This is a genomic window from Psychrobacter sanguinis (genome assembly GCF_020736705.1).
Lineage (GTDB): Bacteria > Pseudomonadota > Gammaproteobacteria > Pseudomonadales > Moraxellaceae > Psychrobacter > Psychrobacter sanguinis.
The window spans coordinates 1,845,414-1,861,922 of the sequence record NZ_CP085990.1; the positions used below are offsets into that span (position 1 = coordinate 1,845,414).

The 16,509-nt window shown below is 39.2% G+C and carries 12 protein-coding genes and 2 tRNA genes; 9 read left to right on the forward strand and 5 right to left on the reverse strand.

Annotation, left to right across the window (positions count from 1 at the left end; all coding sequences use genetic code 11):
- Window positions 1–71: 71 nt before the first annotated feature.
- Window positions 72–1,082 (reverse strand): porphobilinogen synthase, encoded by a 1,011-nt coding sequence (hemB, locus tag LK453_RS07855; protein ID WP_007395477.1) that lies wholly within the window; start codon window positions 1,080–1,082, stop codon window positions 72–74.
- A 549-nt stretch (window positions 1,083–1,631) separates the two neighbouring features.
- Between hemB and LK453_RS07860 the strand changes: the two genes are divergently transcribed.
- The 6 genes from LK453_RS07860 to LK453_RS07885 all read left to right on the forward strand — a co-directional run bounded on the left by LK453_RS07860 (window position 1,632) and on the right by LK453_RS07885 (window position 10,090).
- Window positions 1,632–2,816 (forward strand): LD-carboxypeptidase, encoded by a 1,185-nt coding sequence (locus LK453_RS07860; RefSeq protein WP_201534834.1) that lies wholly within the window; start codon window positions 1,632–1,634, stop codon window positions 2,814–2,816.
- Window positions 2,817–2,949: 133 nt separating this feature from the next.
- Window positions 2,950–3,837, forward strand: a complete 888-nt coding sequence (locus LK453_RS14425) for a hypothetical protein (RefSeq protein ID WP_265578857.1) — start codon at window positions 2,950–2,952, stop codon at window positions 3,835–3,837.
- A gap of 1,234 nt (window positions 3,838–5,071) precedes the next feature.
- Window positions 5,072–5,593 (forward strand): fimbrial protein, encoded by a 522-nt coding sequence (locus LK453_RS07870; RefSeq protein ID WP_201538294.1) that lies wholly within the window; start codon window positions 5,072–5,074, stop codon window positions 5,591–5,593.
- Window positions 5,594–5,700: 107 nt separating this feature from the next.
- The gene (locus LK453_RS07875; RefSeq protein WP_201538296.1) at window positions 5,701–6,450 is read left to right on the forward strand and encodes a fimbrial biogenesis chaperone; all 750 of its coding nucleotides are present in this window, start codon (window positions 5,701–5,703) and stop codon (window positions 6,448–6,450) included.
- Window positions 6,451–6,531: 81 nt separating this feature from the next.
- Window positions 6,532–9,090 (forward strand): fimbria/pilus outer membrane usher protein, encoded by a 2,559-nt coding sequence (locus tag LK453_RS07880; RefSeq protein WP_201538308.1) that lies wholly within the window; start codon window positions 6,532–6,534, stop codon window positions 9,088–9,090.
- Entirely contained in the window at window positions 9,080–10,090 is a 1,011-nt protein-coding gene (locus LK453_RS07885; protein ID WP_201538298.1) for a fimbrial protein, read from the forward strand. Before LK453_RS07880 ends, LK453_RS07885 begins: the two co-directional genes overlap by 11 nt.
- A 218-nt stretch (window positions 10,091–10,308) precedes the next feature.
- On the opposite strand, the gene LK453_RS07890 is transcribed toward LK453_RS07885, so the two are convergent.
- Together LK453_RS07890 and LK453_RS07895 are read right to left on the reverse strand one after the other, a co-directional pair.
- Window positions 10,309–10,395, reverse strand: a tRNA-Leu gene (locus LK453_RS07890).
- Window positions 10,396–10,519: 124 nt separating this feature from the next.
- A tRNA-Cys gene (locus LK453_RS07895) sits at window positions 10,520–10,593 on the reverse strand.
- A 417-nt stretch (window positions 10,594–11,010) separates the two neighbouring features.
- Here LK453_RS07895 and folD point away from each other — a divergent pair.
- Entirely contained in the window at window positions 11,011–11,871 is an 861-nt protein-coding gene (gene folD, locus LK453_RS07900; RefSeq protein ID WP_201538300.1) for a bifunctional methylenetetrahydrofolate dehydrogenase/methenyltetrahydrofolate cyclohydrolase FolD, read from the forward strand.
- A gap of 115 nt (window positions 11,872–11,986) precedes the next feature.
- Window positions 11,987–12,559, forward strand: coding sequence for a phosphate-starvation-inducible protein PsiE (locus LK453_RS07905; protein ID WP_201538302.1), 573 nt, complete (start codon window positions 11,987–11,989; stop codon window positions 12,557–12,559).
- 77 nt (window positions 12,560–12,636) lie between these two features.
- Here the strand turns inward: LK453_RS07905 and corA are convergent, their stop codons facing one another.
- On the reverse strand, window positions 12,637–13,740 hold the full coding sequence (corA, locus tag LK453_RS07910; protein WP_201529809.1) for a magnesium/cobalt transporter CorA: 1,104 nt from the start codon (window positions 13,738–13,740) through the stop codon (window positions 12,637–12,639).
- Window positions 13,741–13,898: 158 nt separating this feature from the next.
- Window positions 13,899–14,285: a DUF2237 family protein gene (locus LK453_RS07915; RefSeq protein WP_007395468.1), complete on the reverse strand. Its 387-nt coding sequence runs from the start codon at window positions 14,283–14,285 to the stop codon at window positions 13,899–13,901.
- A 924-nt stretch (window positions 14,286–15,209) separates the two neighbouring features.
- On the opposite strand from LK453_RS07915, the gene LK453_RS07920 reads away from it, so the two are divergent.
- Complete coding sequence (locus tag LK453_RS07920) at window positions 15,210–16,505, forward strand: ATP phosphoribosyltransferase regulatory subunit (RefSeq protein WP_227674402.1); 1,296 nt, start codon at window positions 15,210–15,212, stop codon at window positions 16,503–16,505.
- Window positions 16,506–16,509: the final 4 nt, after the last annotated feature.

A 16,509-nucleotide genomic window follows, 5' to 3' on the forward strand; every position in this document is an offset into this window, starting at 1 on the left:
GGATACGGGGGTTTTTTTATACTACGTTAATATCTACTCAGTTAATATTTTTTATACTTAGTTAACATCAGTTACTTTAAAGCATTCAACTGCTTGGCTGCTTCTAATGCGAAGTAAGTTAAGATACCGTCAGCACCAGCACGGCGGAAGCCGATAAGTGATTCAAGGATAACGGCATCGGTTAACCAACCATTTTGAATGGCCGCCATATGCATCGCATATTCACCAGAAACTTGATAGGCAAAAGTCGGTACGCCAAAGGTATTTTTGACTTCGCGGATTAGATCCAAATAAGGTTGACCAGGCTTAATCATCACCATATCAGCGCCTTCATTGATATCCATGGCCACTTCATGTAAAGCTTCCGCACGGTTGCCAAAATCCATCTGATATTGTTTTTTATGACCGCCTTTTAAGTTACCAGCACTGCCAACGGCATCACGGAAAGGACCATAGTAAGCAGAAGCATATTTGGCAGAATAAGCCATAATGCTGGTATTTACAAAGCCTTCTTCTTCAAACGCTTCACGCATTGCTAAGATACGACCGTCCATCATATCACTGGGTGAGATAATATCAGCGCCAGCACGAGCATGAGCTAAGGCTTGTTCAACCAATACATCTACTGTGTCATCATTGACCACATAGCCAGTCTCATCAAGTAAACCATCTTGACCATGTGAAGTATAGGGGTCTAAAGCCACGTCTGTCATGACCACCATTTCAGGCACTTCTTTTTTAAGAGCACGTACCGCTCGGCAAGCTAACCCATCAGGGTCATAAGCGGCTTTGCCATCTTCAGTTTTTAGGCTTGGGTCAATAACAGGGAAGATATCAACAGTGGTGACACCTTCTGCCAATAACTCCTTGGCATATTCAACCAATAAGTCGATAGATAAACGATCTACTCCAGGCATACTGGCAACAGCTTCACGTTGATTTTCGCCCTCTAAAACAAATACAGGGGCGATAAGATGTTTAGGAAGCAATTCAACTTCACGAATCATCGCGCGCACATTGTCATTAACACGAAGGCGACGTAAGCGAGTATGTGGAAAAGTGCGATTAAATGTATAACTCATAATAAGTCCTAATAACAACAAATTAAGGTATGAAAGAGGGTATGGTAACCATAAGTGGCTATCACATAAATTTAGGGATAGCTTGAAGGAAGAATAAGTAGTCTAGGGCTGTTTTTATTATTCTTAGTTAAATATCCCATTACCTATTATAACGCAGTGCTCGGTATGTTTTGGGTTCAAGAAATGATACAAGTTATAACCGAGACGATATAATGAATTTTTCTTCAATTTTAGGGTTAATAACCTATTGAAAATACAGATGATTCTATAAGAAACTTTTTAAACAGCTATGTAAATAGTCATCTAAAAACTCATTTAAATAGTTGTCTAAATAGCCAACTTCTTAATAACTTTAGACTAAGCTTCAGTTGAGTTTATAGACTATCAATTCTTATAGACTAGTAATTATGGCAAGATGTATAAAAAAACCAAGTTAATAAAAATAATAACCCTAATTGGTTTAATGAAAGTCGGTTTAATATTTAATAGAAATCAGTTTGATAGAAATTAGTCTAATAAAAGTCAGTTTGATGAATAAAAGAGGTTGTTATGAGTGAGGCAGAAATCGTAGAGGATTTTAAGAAAAGAGGTTTGAATATTCATAAGGTGCAGCCAACACCGCTAAATCGCAGGCGTTTTTTAGAGCTTACTACATTAGGTATAGGCGGCTTAGGATTACTGTATCAATCAAATAGTGCGTTAGCAGCTCAAGCCTTACCTGAAGAGAGGGCGGATAAAACCGTTCCCGTAATAGATATGAGTCATTGTAAACTGCCGACCATACCCACTCGTATATTTGCCAGCTCCAATACAGGGGTGGATGACAGTCGCAATATATTGGGCTTACAGCGTCTCACCTGTGCTGGATTTGATATTCAAAATCCAGAAGTCACGCGCCGTCAGTATTTACGCTTTGGGGGTACCGACCAACAGCGGGCCAGTGATTTACAAAATATGGCCACTGGAGCAGTAGAGGTCCCTAAGCTATTGCTTGCAGCCCGAGGCGGATATGGTGCTATGCGACTTTTAGAATCTGTTGACTGGAAAAGTCTAGGTAGCCTTATGAAAGATAAGGGTAGTATCTTGGCAGGCTTTAGCGATATCACTGCCATACAGTGTGCGTTACTGGCCAAAGGGAATATGTCCAGTTTGGCTGCTCCTATGCTCTATACAGAATTTGGTAAACCGCAACCGGACATAATCAGTTGCCAAGGTTTCATAGAAGCAATTACCAATCCTAGGCTCAAGATAAGTCTGGCACAGCAAAATACGTTAACCCTATCGACTCCGCTTAGCGGTGTTTTATGGGGAGGTAATTTAAGCGTGGTTTCTGCGCTGGCAGGTAGTGCTTATATGCCTAATCCTAAGGGGGGCATTGTGTTTTTAGAAGAAGTCGGTGAGCAGCCTTACCAAGTAGAGCGTATGCTTTATAGCTTATACCTTTCAGGCGCATTCAAAAATCAACAAGCCATAGTAATTGGTGCATTTAGTGGGGCAGGAGAAGACAGTTATGATGCCCGTTATAATTTGGCTTCGGTCATTGAGCATCTGGGGCAGGTCACAGGATTGCCTATTTATACAGGGCTACCTTTTGGTCATGTTGCCCGTAAGCAAAGCTTCCCACTAGGAGCAATGTGTCACTTAACTCCTACTGCTTCTGGTATTACCCTCGAATTTGAAGGGTATCCGACCATTGATAGCCAACTGATATATCCTGAAGGGTTATGGCACTAGTGTCGCAACAAGAAATCTTAACGTATTGTGCATAATACTTTACATTAAAGTACTAAAGCTGAGAGTGCATTGGGCTATCATTAATCGGACTATTATAAGAGTAAATAATTATTAGAAATTAGGAGAACAAATTATGTCAAACAAAAAAGATGCAGTAGAAGTAGAAGTTGTTAAAGGCGACAAAGTTATTTATGAGAATGGTGACTTCGAAGATTTTAATGCTGAACAAAATCTAGGATCTAATACAGACGACTCTAAAAAAGACGATTCTAAACAAGACGATTCTAAAAAAGATGAATCTAAAAAAGATGAGTCTAAAGAAGATGAGTCTAAAGAAGATGAGTCTAAAGAAGATGAGTCTAAAGAAGATGAGTCTAAAGAAGATGAGTCTAAAGAAGATGAGTCTAAAGAAGATGAGTCTAAAGAAGATGAGTCTAAAGAAGATGAGTCTAAAGAAGATGAGTCTAAAGAAGATGAGTCTAAAGAAGATGAGTCTAAAGAAGATGAGTCTAAAGAAGATGAGTCTAAAGAAGATGAGTCTAAATCTGATAAGCAAGAGTCAAGCAAAGACTTATATAGCGCAGCAATATCAAATATCTATCAATGGGCTGCTAAACTAAAAGAAGAGTTTATCCCTGAGAAAGACAAGAAGTCTGAATCAAATCAAGACTCTGATTCAGAAGAAGGAACAGAAAGCGAAAAAAAATCTGATTCTAAAAAAGAAGAAGGCGCTGAAGAAGACAAGCACAGTGTGTCGATAGCCAATATCTATCAATGGGCGGCTAAGCTAAAAGAAGACTTTGCTTCTGAAGCCTCTAGTATGACTCACGATGTTTCTGAAAAAGCTTTGGGAATTATGCTGACTAAGCTTCTTAATGCGGCAGAGACAGAATTAAAGGCTTTTGATAAGAAAGTAGAAGACTCAGAAGAACCTGTTGATAATGCCGAAGAAGAACGCAATAAAATTAATGCTAAAAAAGAGAAGTATCAGGGCATGATTGATCTGTTGCAAGGTGAATAATACTCTATTTAGTTTAATTGAATAGCGTATAAAATAAAAATATAGACGAGCTCAAGATGATTTTTTTAGGTTGTCTTGGGCTTTTTTATTTAAGATAGCTTACTAATTACTCATTCAGTTGCGCTAGATTTGATCACTATTTGATGATTCATAATTTCTCTATTTCATTATGTAATCAAGGCAGGTAGCAAAGGATATTTAAGATTAAACATTGTTAAGACAAATCCTACGTTGGCTAGAGCCTGCCCATGAAACAAATAATAATAAATTGTTTTAAAAGATGACAACTCTAAAAGAATATGACTTTAAAACTGTATTAGTAGAAGAAGTTTTTTTAGTCGATATCGATATAAAGCATGTTATTCATCATGTATTATTCGCAGTTCCTACCTATTTAAATTATATAAAGCAATACTCCAATAGGCTTATATCCCTTGTTTTATTCGGTATTGACCCAATATATATATTATGGTAGTTGTATAATTATTACTGCTTACTTCGAGTATCGATAAGCTAAATTGAACTAAATCCTAATAATGTTTGGAAAATGTGTTTATTTAAGGGTTTTTAATTTAGCAACACCTAACGTATGAATAATTTTTCTGTTAGTAGAATTTTTTTTCATAGGTTCGTAGTTGATAAACTGAGAATAAGCGAGCATAATTTAATCAAGCCCAGATGAATAGTAGGCTACAGTGGTTTTGTTTTTATTGTGGTTCGGATAAAAATAGCCTAATTTTACATGGAGTTAAACAAAGTTTTTAGTAATTTTTTATACAGTAAGTAATTAATTTTAAATAGTTTTTTAGTTTTAATGAATTTTTTTACTTGTCTAAACATAAGAAATACTAAAATAACTTGCAATTAGTTTCTTTTAGTATATAATACGTCGCTATCAAGGCCATATGTCATTTCTGACTTACGCTATTCTAAATTAGCATTAATTGGTTATGATAGTGATATGGTTAACACAACCTTTCTTTGAACACCTTTTGTCACAACGCTTTCTCAACATTTAATGGAATAAAGAATTAGCTGAATGCATTTATATGTAGGATTTTTTGACCCTATAAGTATCTGTATATAGCTAATTTTGGTGCTTTATGGACATTGGGTAAAGGTAAGCTAGGTTTTTTTAGTCGGAGTGTTAGTTTAAAAAAATCGTTTTATGTTTATTTACCTTAATAAAAGCAAAAACATAAAACAGAAACATTTTTCTTTTAATGGAATCCTTATGAAAAAAATCATTTTAGCTACTTCTGCAATTATCCTAGGTTCAGCTGCTGCACATGCAGCCGACGGTACTGTTACTATCACAGGTAAAATCACTGATAAAACTTGTAGTATAGATGCTAAGTCTAAAGACTTAACGGTAGCACTACCTACGGTGTCTGTTACTTCGTTAGCAGCATCAGGTCAAACTGCAGGTCGTACTCCATTTACTATTAACCTAACCGGCTGTTCAGAAGGTAAAGTAGCTACTTATTTTGAGCCAGGTGATACTGTAGATTTTAGTTCAGGCCGTTTAAACACTACTGGTGGTGCTACAAACGTACAGGTTCAACTACTAGGCGATAACAACCAAGTTATTCCAGTACTTGCAAAAACAGCAGGTACTCAACTTAATTCACAAGAAGTTAGCGTTTCAGCTGGTGGCTCAGCCGCTCTAAATTATTATGCTGAGTACTATGCTAAAGATAAAACAACAGCCGGTGACGTAAAGACTTCTGTTAAGTACACGATTGTTTACCCATAGTCACTACTTTAGTCACTAAAAAGTTAATCATGTTGTAAGACTAAATGAGCTAAGGTAAGTAATTACCTTAGCTTTTATATTTTAAATTACAGAAGGGATACAACATCATGCTATTAAATCGCAAACTATTAAACCGCAAAATGTGTAGAACCGCTCTAATGGCATTAATGTTGCCTTTTACTGCCGCTAATGCCGATGTGGTAATCCATGGTACTCGCATTGTGTACCCTTCTGATGCCCGTGAAATAACCATTAATGTGACTAATGAAGGCACAAGTCCAGCCTTGGTACAAGCTTGGATCGATGAAGGGAATGCTAAAATTACTCCCGACCAATCCAAATCACCATTTGTTATTACCCCTCCTATAACTCGTGTTGAGCCGGGTAAAGGCCAATCATTACGAGTCAGTGCTTTGCCTGGGGTTGATGCGCTTAGCAAAACTCAAGAAAGCTTGTTTTGGTTGAATGTGTTAGATATTCCTCCCAAACCTACTACAAAAAATGCCGATAGTGGCTCAAATAACTTTTTGCAGTTGGCGATCCGATCACGTCTTAAGTTCTTTTATCGTCCAGCGGGTCTTAAAGGGGATAGCTTGTCTGCTTCTAAACAATTACAGTGGTCAGTTCAAGGCAATACCTTGACCATTAAAAACCCGACCCCTTATCATGTTACTATCACCTCTATTGTGCAAAAACCCTTAGGAGCTACAGCCGATAAGGAAGAGGTATTGACCGATGGGATGATGTTATTACCATTTTCTGAGCAAAAAATTAACATTAAAAATCCCAATATTAAAGGCATGACTTTTACCACCATCAATGATTATGGCGGCCGAGTACAGCAGGTAGTTGAATAAAGGGTTGTTTGGCCCCTTTGACTATTTTTAATCATACGTATTTAAATCATACGTGAAGGATGTGGGGTGACTGCAACTATGATGGATAAGGTAACAATAATAAAAACGCCTATAAAACATACGTTTAGCTATTCACTATTATGTGGTGTAGTGACTTTAAGCCTTTCGGGTTTGGCAGTGGCTGATGAGACTGCCGGAAATGAGAGTGCTGGGGTGATATCTGCAGATTTTGATTCAGATTTTTTGATTGGTGATGCCAAAAAAATTGACATCACCAAGTTTGCTAATGGTAATCCTATTTTGCCAGGTGAATATAGTTTGGATGTTTATATTAATGGCGCTTGGTTTGGCAAACAGCGCTTGGTGTTTAAACCCACTCCAGATGACAAAAGCTCATTTACCTGCTTTACGCCCAAACAGCTGCTTGAGTTCGGTATTAAAGCTGAACTGATTAAACAAAAAGCCAAAGACTCTGCCAACAGTTGTTTGCCACTTGGGCAGTGGGTAGACGAGGCATTCTATAATTTCGATATGTCAAGTTTAAAGCTTGAGGTATCTATTCCTCAAGTTGCTATGCAGAATAATGCCCGAGGTTATGTCGATCCTAGTATTTGGGATAGGGGTATTAATGCTGGCTTTGCCTCTTATAACGCCAGTGCCTACAAAACCTTTGATAAAGTTCGCAATCAAGAAGATACTAATGCCTTTGTCTCGCTCAATGCTGGGCTCAACTTGGCGAGTTGGCAGCTGCGTCATAATGGTCAGTGGACATGGTCAGATAATGAAAACAGTAAGTCTGAATACACTGCGGTAAATACCTATTTACAGCGTGCTTTTCCTGAGCAGCGTGGCGTACTCACCTTGGGCGATAGCTTTAGTCAAGGGGATATATTTGATACTTTTGGTTACCGTGGCGTAGCTTTTGCCAGTGATGATCGTATGTTGCCCAGTAGCTTGAGTGGTTATGCGCCACGCATTCGTGGTAATGCGAAGACCAATGCTAAGGTAGAGGTTCGCCAGCAAGGTCAGCTTATCTATCAAACTAACGTATCAGCGGGTAGCTTTGAGATTAATGATTTGTATCCCACAGGCTTTGGTGGACAGCTAGAAGTTTCTGTTATTGAAGCCGATGGTGAAGTACAGAAATTCTCTCTTCCTTACAGCTCAGTGGCTCAAATGCTACGCCCTGGCTTAAGTCGCTATGCGGTGGTAGCGGGTAATTATCGAAATAAAGAAATTGATAAAGATCCTTTAATTTTGCAGGGCCAATATCAGCGCGGTATTAATAATTTTATTACCGCCTATGGAGGTGCACAGGCCTCTGAAGACTATAAATCGGTGACTTTGGGTAGCGCTTTTGCTACTCGATTGGGTGCAGTGGCTATGGATGTAACTCACTCAGATACGGATTTTAAAAACCGGGACTCAGAGACCGGACAAAGTTATCGTATCAGTTATAGCAAGCTTATTAGCCCGACCAATACCAATGTAACTTTGGCCGCTTATCGTTATTCAACACAAGGCTTTTACCGTTTGTCAGATGCTTTTAGAGCACAAAAGCAAGATGAAGAGGGCATTGGCTCATTGTATATTGGCAAGCAGCGTAGTGAGTTTCAGGTGACCTTGAACCAAGGATTACCTAATGATTGGGGTAACTTGTATTTGACCGGTGCTTGGGTAGACTATTGGGATAAGCAAGAAGATACTAAACAGTATCAGTTTGGTTATAACAACACTTACAAAGGTGTAAGCTATGGCTTATCTGCCAATAAACGGGTAGTAGAAAATGCTAACTCAGGCAGAGTTATTGACGATACTGAATATATGTTGACCTTATCACTGCCACTATCGATCAAACGTAAGGCAGTCACTCTCAACACATACGCTACTCAGGACAACATTACAGTCGGCGTTAATGGCTCACTTGGCAACAGAGTTAGCTATGGTGCTACTTTATCTACTGACTATGGCGAAAACCCAAGTTTAAATACCAATGCTCAGTATCGTAGTAACTATACTACTTTAGGTGGCACTTACTCTGTGGCAGATGGCTATCAACAACTGGGTCTGTCTGCTGGAGGTAACATAGTGGTACACCCAAGCGGCGTGGTATTCGGTCCTGATCAGGGGCGCACTATGGTGTTGGTTCATGCCCCAGGTGCTGAAGGTGCTAGAGTTAATAGTATCGATGGGATTACCGTTAATAAATCAGGATATGCAGTCATTCCTTACGTTAGTCCTTATCGCATTAATGATGTATCATTAGATACCGTAGGCATTTCCGATGATGTAGAGCTTGAAGGGGCAAGTCAACGTGTTGTTCCATATGAAGGCTCGGTAACTAAGTTGGATTTTTCAACCAAAGTAGGAAAGGCGATATACATCAATACTGTTGATGACAAAGGTAATACTCTGCCTTTTGGCGCAGACGTTATAGATTCAAATAATGAACGTATTGGTATAGTTGCTCAAGGAAGCTTGGTATACTTACGGACGCCAAAGTTATCCGATACTATCACCGTTAAATGGGGTGATGAACAAAATGAGCAGTGTCAAATGTTATATGATATAACCAATTTAGCCAAAGATAAAACCCAACAAATGATTACCCTAGAAGAAGGGGTCTGTCATGGGCTTTAAGCAATACTTTTTAATGTCTGCTGTGCTTATGGGCTGTAGCCTTGGGGCAACGCAGGCCCAAGCAGGTTGTAGTTTCACTTGGGGCTTCAGTACGGTTAATATTAATATGGCTATTGGTAAAATAGTTGCTAAGCCGACTGACCCAGTGGGTAAGATTTTATATACCAAACGCGTTAATATTCCCGCTAACCCTAACTCAAGAATTTATTGCGATAGAGATACTCCAGTACAGGCTGTGATTCTAAATAATCAGGGGCTTGCAATGCAGGATAGTGTATATAAGACCAACGTACCAGGTATTGGGATTCGCTTATATCGAGAACTAGAAGATGGAGAGAATTTTTCGGGATTTTATCCCTATTCGTCAGTTTTTAAAAGAGGAGTAACATATTCTTTAGGTGCTGGATTTTTTGTTATTGAAATTGTGAAGACAGGCGAAGCCACGGGTACAGGTAGTTTAACACAGGGTCTATATAGCAGTTATTATGTTCAAGGTTATCCTAGCTATTCTATGTTAACTAGTACGGTAACTGGTGATACCATCACTATTACTTCTTCTTCTTGCGAAATAAAAAGCAATGCCAATAAAGTGGTTCAACTACCCACAATGAAAAATACAGACTTTAAAGGCGTAGGCTCTACCCAAGGGGAGCAGGCCTTTGACATCAATATCTTGTGTAATGGGGGTAAAAATATTCAGACCCCTGACAAAATCAGTGTCAGCTTTGACTATGAAACTGCTAATAACGACAATAGAGTTTTAAAAAATATTGCTCCTACCAATACGCAAGCAAAAGGGGTGGGCACGCAATTGGTCTCTAAGTACAATAATAGCAATAAAGTTATTGCCAAGGGTGAGCCGCTAAGCCTTGGTACGCTTAATGCCAGTCAAACACTAAGCTATACATTGCCAATGGTAGCCCGTTACTATCAAACCGATCGCGTAGTGACCGCAGGTGAGGTAAAGTCGATTGCCACAGTGACAATTGAATACGATTAATCTAAATCAAGATTGGCGCTTGTAGTAGCGGTAGATAGCTATTTCGCGATATAAGATAAAAAAGTCCCTATTTTTAAGGTTGCTGTAAATGGCAATTTTTGGAATAGGGGCTTTTTTTAATTTGTGAAAACTTATTTAGAAAGGTGTATTTTCATAAGTAAAATAAACATACCACAAAGAAAAAAGGCTTCCAATTACTTGGAAGCCTTTTTAATATATGGTACCCGGAGCCGGACTTGAACCGGCACGCTATTGCTAGCGAGGGATTTTAAATCCCTTGTGTCTACCAATTTCACCACCCGGGCAAAACTTTTTAAACTAAGCTGCTTAGTGTTGCTAGCAACTCATTTAGTGCGCGTATATTATCATAAAATTAATATTCGTCAACACTTTTTTTCTTTAACTTATTAAAAATTTTAATAAGAAATTTGGAGGCTGAGGTCGGAATCGAACCGGCGTCCACGGATTTGCAATCCGCTGCATAACCACTCTGCCACCCAGCCATTTGAGGTGACCTATAATACCAAAAAAAAATAAAAATACAAGCTGTCTTGGCCGCATTTTGTAAAAATAGTGATTATTGTTCAATATTTTTTTTATTTGACCCAAAAACATGACTTTTAGCCATCAAATAAAAACAATCATCTGTGTTTAGATAAAGACAGGAAATATCTGCTCACTTATATCCAATACCGAAAAATCGGACGAATTAAAGCGGTACTAACTTATTCCTATACACTTATTTCTATATATCATACAGAAGGATAATTTTATCCGGTTTATGGCAAACTGGGCGGATTATTTGGGCTTCATAGGTTACAATATTGCAGGTAAAGTAAGCCTTATACAGGGCTGCTTTTAAAATAATTGATTGTGTCCCTTTAAACTACCTCTTAAATTTTTAGATGATGGAGCCAAAAATGACAGAAGCTACTGCCACCCGCCTTGATGGTAAAGCACTTGCAAAACAAATCGAGCAAGACCTGACTCAGCGAGTTGCTGCTCTAGTCGAAAAAACCGGCCGTACCCCAATTCTAGCGACGATATTAGTGGGTGATGATCCTGCTTCTGCTACTTATGTGCGTATGAAAGGCAATGCTTGTAAGCGCGTGGGTATGGAATCTATCCGAGTTGAGATGCCAGCAAGCACCACAACCGATGAACTATTGGCCAAGATTGACGAATTAAACAACAATCCTGACGTTCATGGCATCTTATTACAGCATCCTGTGCCTGAGCAAATTGATGAGCGAGCTTGTTTTGATGCGATTGATTTGGCAAAAGATGTGGATGGCGTAACCTCCCTTGGCTTTGGTCGTATGAGCATGGGTGAGCCTGCTTATGGGTCATGTACCCCTCAAGGCATTATGTACTTGCTTGAGCAAAATGGCATCGAATTTGCAGGTAAGAATGCAGTAGTCGTGGGTCGCAGTGCTATTTTAGGTAAACCAATGGCGCAAATGCTATTGAATGCCAACTGTACCGTCACTATCTGTCATTCAAAAACTCAAAACTTAGCAGAACATGTCGGACGTGCAGATATCATTGTTGGTGCAGTTGGTGTACCAGAGTTGATTAAGAAGGATTGGATTAAACCAGGTGCTATCGTAGTCGATGCCGGTTTCCATCCTACTGATGATGGCGGAGTAGGTGATATCGAACTAAAAGGTATCGAGTCAATTGCAGCGGCTTATACGCCAGTTCCAGGTGGAGTAGGTCCTATGACGATTAATACTTTGATTCGTCAGACAGTTGAAGCGGCTGAAAAAGCAGCTCAATAGGCTATTAAAGAGCAACATCACCTTAGAATTATAGTAAATCAATTTAAGGAGGTAGGTATGTCAACATCCTGCCTCCACAATCCTCTAGACTTTCTGAATTAACGGAGCATAGCTAATGAGTTCTCATCACCCAAATAATAGCTGGCAAGCAAAAGCACAGGCATTTGGGATGTTTATGATTGATGTCAGTCATTATTTAGCATTGTTAGTGATAGGACTTGTGGTAATTTGGGCAGGGGGTGCGGAGTTCATTAGTATTGCCCAAAGTGGCAAAGCGGAGCTTAAAGACATTCTTATGCTGTTTATTTATCTTGAGCTGTTGGCCATGATAGGTATTTATTTTAAGACCCATAGATTGCCTGTACAGTTTTTGATTTATATTGCCATCACCGCCTTGTCACGACATTTGGTAGTAGATGTACAAGCGGTTTCCGAAGATTTTCACTTATGGTTATTGATAACCACAACGTTTTCTATCTTCATCCTCAGTATCGCCATTTTCATATTAACGTGGACAGCCAGTAAATTTGGGCGTCCTGAAGATAACTTACAGAAGTACCATGCTCAGAAGCACGGTCTTAAGGAAAATGGTTTTCAGGAAAATAGCTCTCAGAAAAACAGCAACGATACTCTCCAAGGTAATAATGGTCAGAAGACCAGCATCGAAACTGGTGCTAACGAAAAGTAGCGACAGCCAGTAATGATTAACAATATCAATTGACAATATCAATCGATAACACTGGAATCATACGCACTCAGAAGTATTTACAACCACCCAGACTTTCTGAATTGACGGTATAGAATAAAACACGTTAAAAATATAGCCCCAAGCACTATAAAGTAAGAATACTGATAGTGCAGTTCTGGCATGAAGTCGAAGTTCATTCCATAAATCCCCGCAACGGCTGTCGGTACAGCTAATATACCAGCCCAAGCAGCCAGTTTGCGTACCACCTCGTTTTGCCCCATATTGACCATCGCCATATAAGTGTCCATTGCCACACTCAACATCTCATTAAGTCCATTGACTGCATCTATCGCACGTAATAGATGGTCATTGACGTCCCTAAAATAGGGCTTGGCAATACTTGGGAACACAGAAACCAGTTCATTTTTTTTATGATTAATGAAGAAGTTACAGATGTCCTGTACCGGCATCATTACCGCGCGCATATGAACCAGTTGCGATTTCAAGGTGTATAAGCTTTGCAGAATCTCTTTACTGAATTTATAAGAAAAAATATTACGTTCTTGCTCTCTTAAGTATTCCCCTAAGCTATCAGTAATAGGTAGGTAGCTGTCGACCACATAATCTAGGACCGCATGAAGCACGAATACCGGACCCATAGACATTTTTTCAGGACGTCGATGGCAATAAGCTCTAACCGGTGCATAAGAGCTTGAGGCGCCGGTGCGAATAGTAATAATGTAATTACTGCCCATGAACATCGAAGTAGTTCCGTAATGGATATTGTTTTGGGCTAAGTAAGCGGTCCTTACAACGACGAATAAGGAATCGTTGCCATAGGTTTCGATTTTAGCGCGCTGATTTTCGTTAAATGCATCCTCTAGCGCTAGTTCGTGAATATCAAAAGCCCTCTGTACTGCTTGGATAGTCTCAATACTGGGGTCATATAAACCAAGCCAGATGAATTGTCCTTTATTGGACAAAGTTCTACTGACCTCATCTAACTCTATCTTTTCAATGAATTCGCCAGTTTTACGCGAATAGACACAGCAATTAACTATCTCATTAATACCCGATCGTTCAAAATCTTCTACCCGCTCTGCATCTGGGTCGTAGACCGGCATAGTAGGTGACATAAAGGACAGAGCTTGTTGCTCTTCTTTATATTTTAGATCGGACATAGTGAATCCTCATGGCTTCTAATAACAAAGCAGGGCAGTTCGAGTATAATTTTAAGTTTATGAGCTATGTTAATCACAGTTAATTAACTACAAGAAGCGCAAAAAATTAGCCTGATTGTTTAAGTTATAACTTCTTATGATCTCTAATTTGAGGCGCATTATAAGGCGTATTTTTTTAAAGTTTCCATATCTACCAATTCTAATAAGCTCTCATGACAGGCCTCAAGCTTAATTTGGGGGGCCATATCGTGGTCTAGTGCATCTAGCCAGCGTAAGGCACAGATGCACCAATAATCGCCAGGCTTTAACCCCGGGAATCCAAACTCAGGCACAGGCGTGATTAAGTCATTACCGGTCTTGGCTGAAAAGTTTAAAAATTCACTGGTCATTTTGGCGCAGACGGTGTGTTGACCGACATCTTGTGGGCCTGTATGACAAAAGCCGTTACGGTAGTAGCCAGTGATGGGATCAAAACAGCAGCTCGCCAAAAAAGTGCCTAAAACGTTTCTTTGATTTAAATTTGGGTCAGGATGATGTGAGGGCATAAATAATTCTCTTTTAATGTCCAATTTATTCAATAAAAATAAGGACCTAAGATTGATAGCACAATGATATGGCCCTATGAGACAGTGACTTAAATTGACCGTAAAGGGTTGGTTTGGAGTAAGTGGGGTCTAAAATTAAACAAAATAGTAACACATCTCACCAATTTATATTTATAGAGACTGGCAAGTTAATGTGGTTTAAAAAGATTATTTTTCAATAAGTTAAATCTACTAATAAATTAAAATGGCCAGTATAATCTGTCATTATTATAGAAAAAAATTACACTATAGAAGGTTATTAGAGCTTATTAGAGCATAGGTGTTTAGAGAAAGGCAAAGTTGAGTTTAGCCACACAATGATTGTAAGGAATTTTTAGTTTTATCTGGGGTTTCTCTAGGCGAAAGCGATGAGCTATGCTAGACTTAAAGTCATAAATTAATCAGCTCATTAAGTAGCGGATTTGGCCATAGCATGATAAAGACATGTTAAAATGACATTGAAGATATGAGTTTAGTGCTTAATGTCGGCCAATGCATCTATTCAAACAGCAGATGATTTAAGCATATTGGCTTGGTAAATTTTTTACCAAGTGGGCTTAGAATGAACTTAATTATTTACAGCAAAACGGTTCATAGCAAAACGGTGTACGCCGTTTAATTGTGTGCTCAGCCGAAATGTACAGAGTGCCAAATGCGTGAATTATTGTGGCTTAGCCCGTACAGAGATTTAATTTTTCAGTATTTTTTATTCTTGAAATAACTGTAGGTTTTCAGAATAACCGTATATTCTCGAAATAATTGTATATTCCCAAAATAATTGTATATTCTCAAAATATCGATTACTTACTAATACACTTTAACTAACGATTTGGTGATGGCGAACCGACTTAAATAATGAGTGTCGCCTCCAAACAAGGATTACTTGTGTCTGACAGTTCTACAACCTCTCGCAAAATTCAAAGCCAGTCTTCAGATAAACTAGCCCATGTCGCAGATATTGATAATATTTGGTTGCTGCCAGATGGTGTCAGTGATTTACTCTCTGAAGAAGCACAAAAACAAGAGTGGCTGCGTTATAAGTTAACTCGTCTGCTTGTGAGCCGCGGCTATGAGTTGATTTGTCCGCCAATGATTGAGTTTACTGAGTCATTGTTAGGCAATGCCTCAGAGGACTTAAAGCGTCAAACCTTTAAAATTATTGACCAGCTGTCAGGTCGTCTAATGGGGGTACGTGCTGATATTACCCCACAAATATTACGTATTGATGCTCACTTAAATAAAATGGGCAAAGCCAACCAAATCGCTCGTTATTGCTATGCCGGTCACGTTATTCGTACCCTACCGGACGGTCTGTTTGGTTCACGTACGCCCTTGCAATTGGGTGCTGAGATATTTGGCAGTGACAGTCTAGACGCGGACATCGAGTTAATTGATGTACTGTATTGTCTCATCGATAACTTGAATCTAAAAAAACATCTACACATAGACATCGGTCATGTGGCTATTTTTGCGCGTTTAAAAGATCTAGCAGGGTTGTCTGACAATGATGCTTCAGTATTGATGAACCTGTATGCCAATAAAGCCTTACCTGAACTAAAGCAGGTCTGTGAAGATTTGCCTATGGGTAATGATTTTTATCAGTTGGCTGTCTATGGTCATGACATGGTTGCTCTAAAGCAAGCCTTATCAGATACAGCGACTAATGATGCGGCTATTGTTAAAGCAGTCGGTGAAGTACAAACCATGGCCCGTCATATCAGAGATACCTATCAGAGCGATGTCAGTGTAGACATTACTGAGCTGGGTTATCACTATCATACGGGTATCGTTTTTAACGCTTACTTTGAAAACGAATCTCAAGCAGTAGTACGCGGTGGTCGTTTTAATGGTGAGAGTTTTGATTCAGCAAACAATGTCCCGACGGCCATTGCAGAAGAGCTACCCTCGCGCAGTGCGACAGGGTTTAGTTTGGAAGTTACCCGTTTACAGCGTTATATGACATTGGCAGAGTCGAAATTGGTTTTAGTGAGTTTTGCGGACATGCAAGGCGTGCGCAGTGACAATAACGCCAAGCTAGAAAAAGATTTGGCCAATAAGATTTCAGAGTTACGAGATTTAGGGCACCGAGTAGTACGCCCGCTGTGTGACAGTGACGCACCTAACAATGTGACACATAAATTAGTTTTAGATGATGGTGAGTGGGTGTTAAGAGCAGTGTAAACTT

Bases quoted from the DNA above. Each gene is read 5' to 3' on its own strand.
- hemB (WP_007395477.1), bottom strand. From the start codon at position 1,082: ATGAGTTATACATTTAATCGCACTTTTCCACATACTCGCTTACGTCGC.
- LK453_RS07860 (WP_201534834.1), top strand. From the start codon at position 1,632: ATGAGTGAGGCAGAAATCGTAGAGGATTTTAAGAAAAGAGGTTTGAAT.
- LK453_RS14425 (WP_265578857.1), top strand. From the start codon at position 2,950: ATGTCAAACAAAAAAGATGCAGTAGAAGTAGAAGTTGTTAAAGGCGAC.
- LK453_RS07870 (WP_201538294.1), top strand. From the start codon at position 5,072: ATGAAAAAAATCATTTTAGCTACTTCTGCAATTATCCTAGGTTCAGCT.
- LK453_RS07875 (WP_201538296.1), top strand. From the start codon at position 5,701: ATGCTATTAAATCGCAAACTATTAAACCGCAAAATGTGTAGAACCGCT.
- LK453_RS07880 (WP_201538308.1), top strand. From the start codon at position 6,532: ATGGATAAGGTAACAATAATAAAAACGCCTATAAAACATACGTTTAGC.
- LK453_RS07885 (WP_201538298.1), top strand. From the start codon at position 9,080: ATGGGCTTTAAGCAATACTTTTTAATGTCTGCTGTGCTTATGGGCTGT.
- folD (WP_201538300.1), top strand. From the start codon at position 11,011: ATGACAGAAGCTACTGCCACCCGCCTTGATGGTAAAGCACTTGCAAAA.
- LK453_RS07905 (WP_201538302.1), top strand. From the start codon at position 11,987: ATGAGTTCTCATCACCCAAATAATAGCTGGCAAGCAAAAGCACAGGCA.
- corA (WP_201529809.1), bottom strand. From the start codon at position 13,740: ATGTCCGATCTAAAATATAAAGAAGAGCAACAAGCTCTGTCCTTTATG.
- LK453_RS07915 (WP_007395468.1), bottom strand. From the start codon at position 14,285: ATGCCCTCACATCATCCTGACCCAAATTTAAATCAAAGAAACGTTTTA.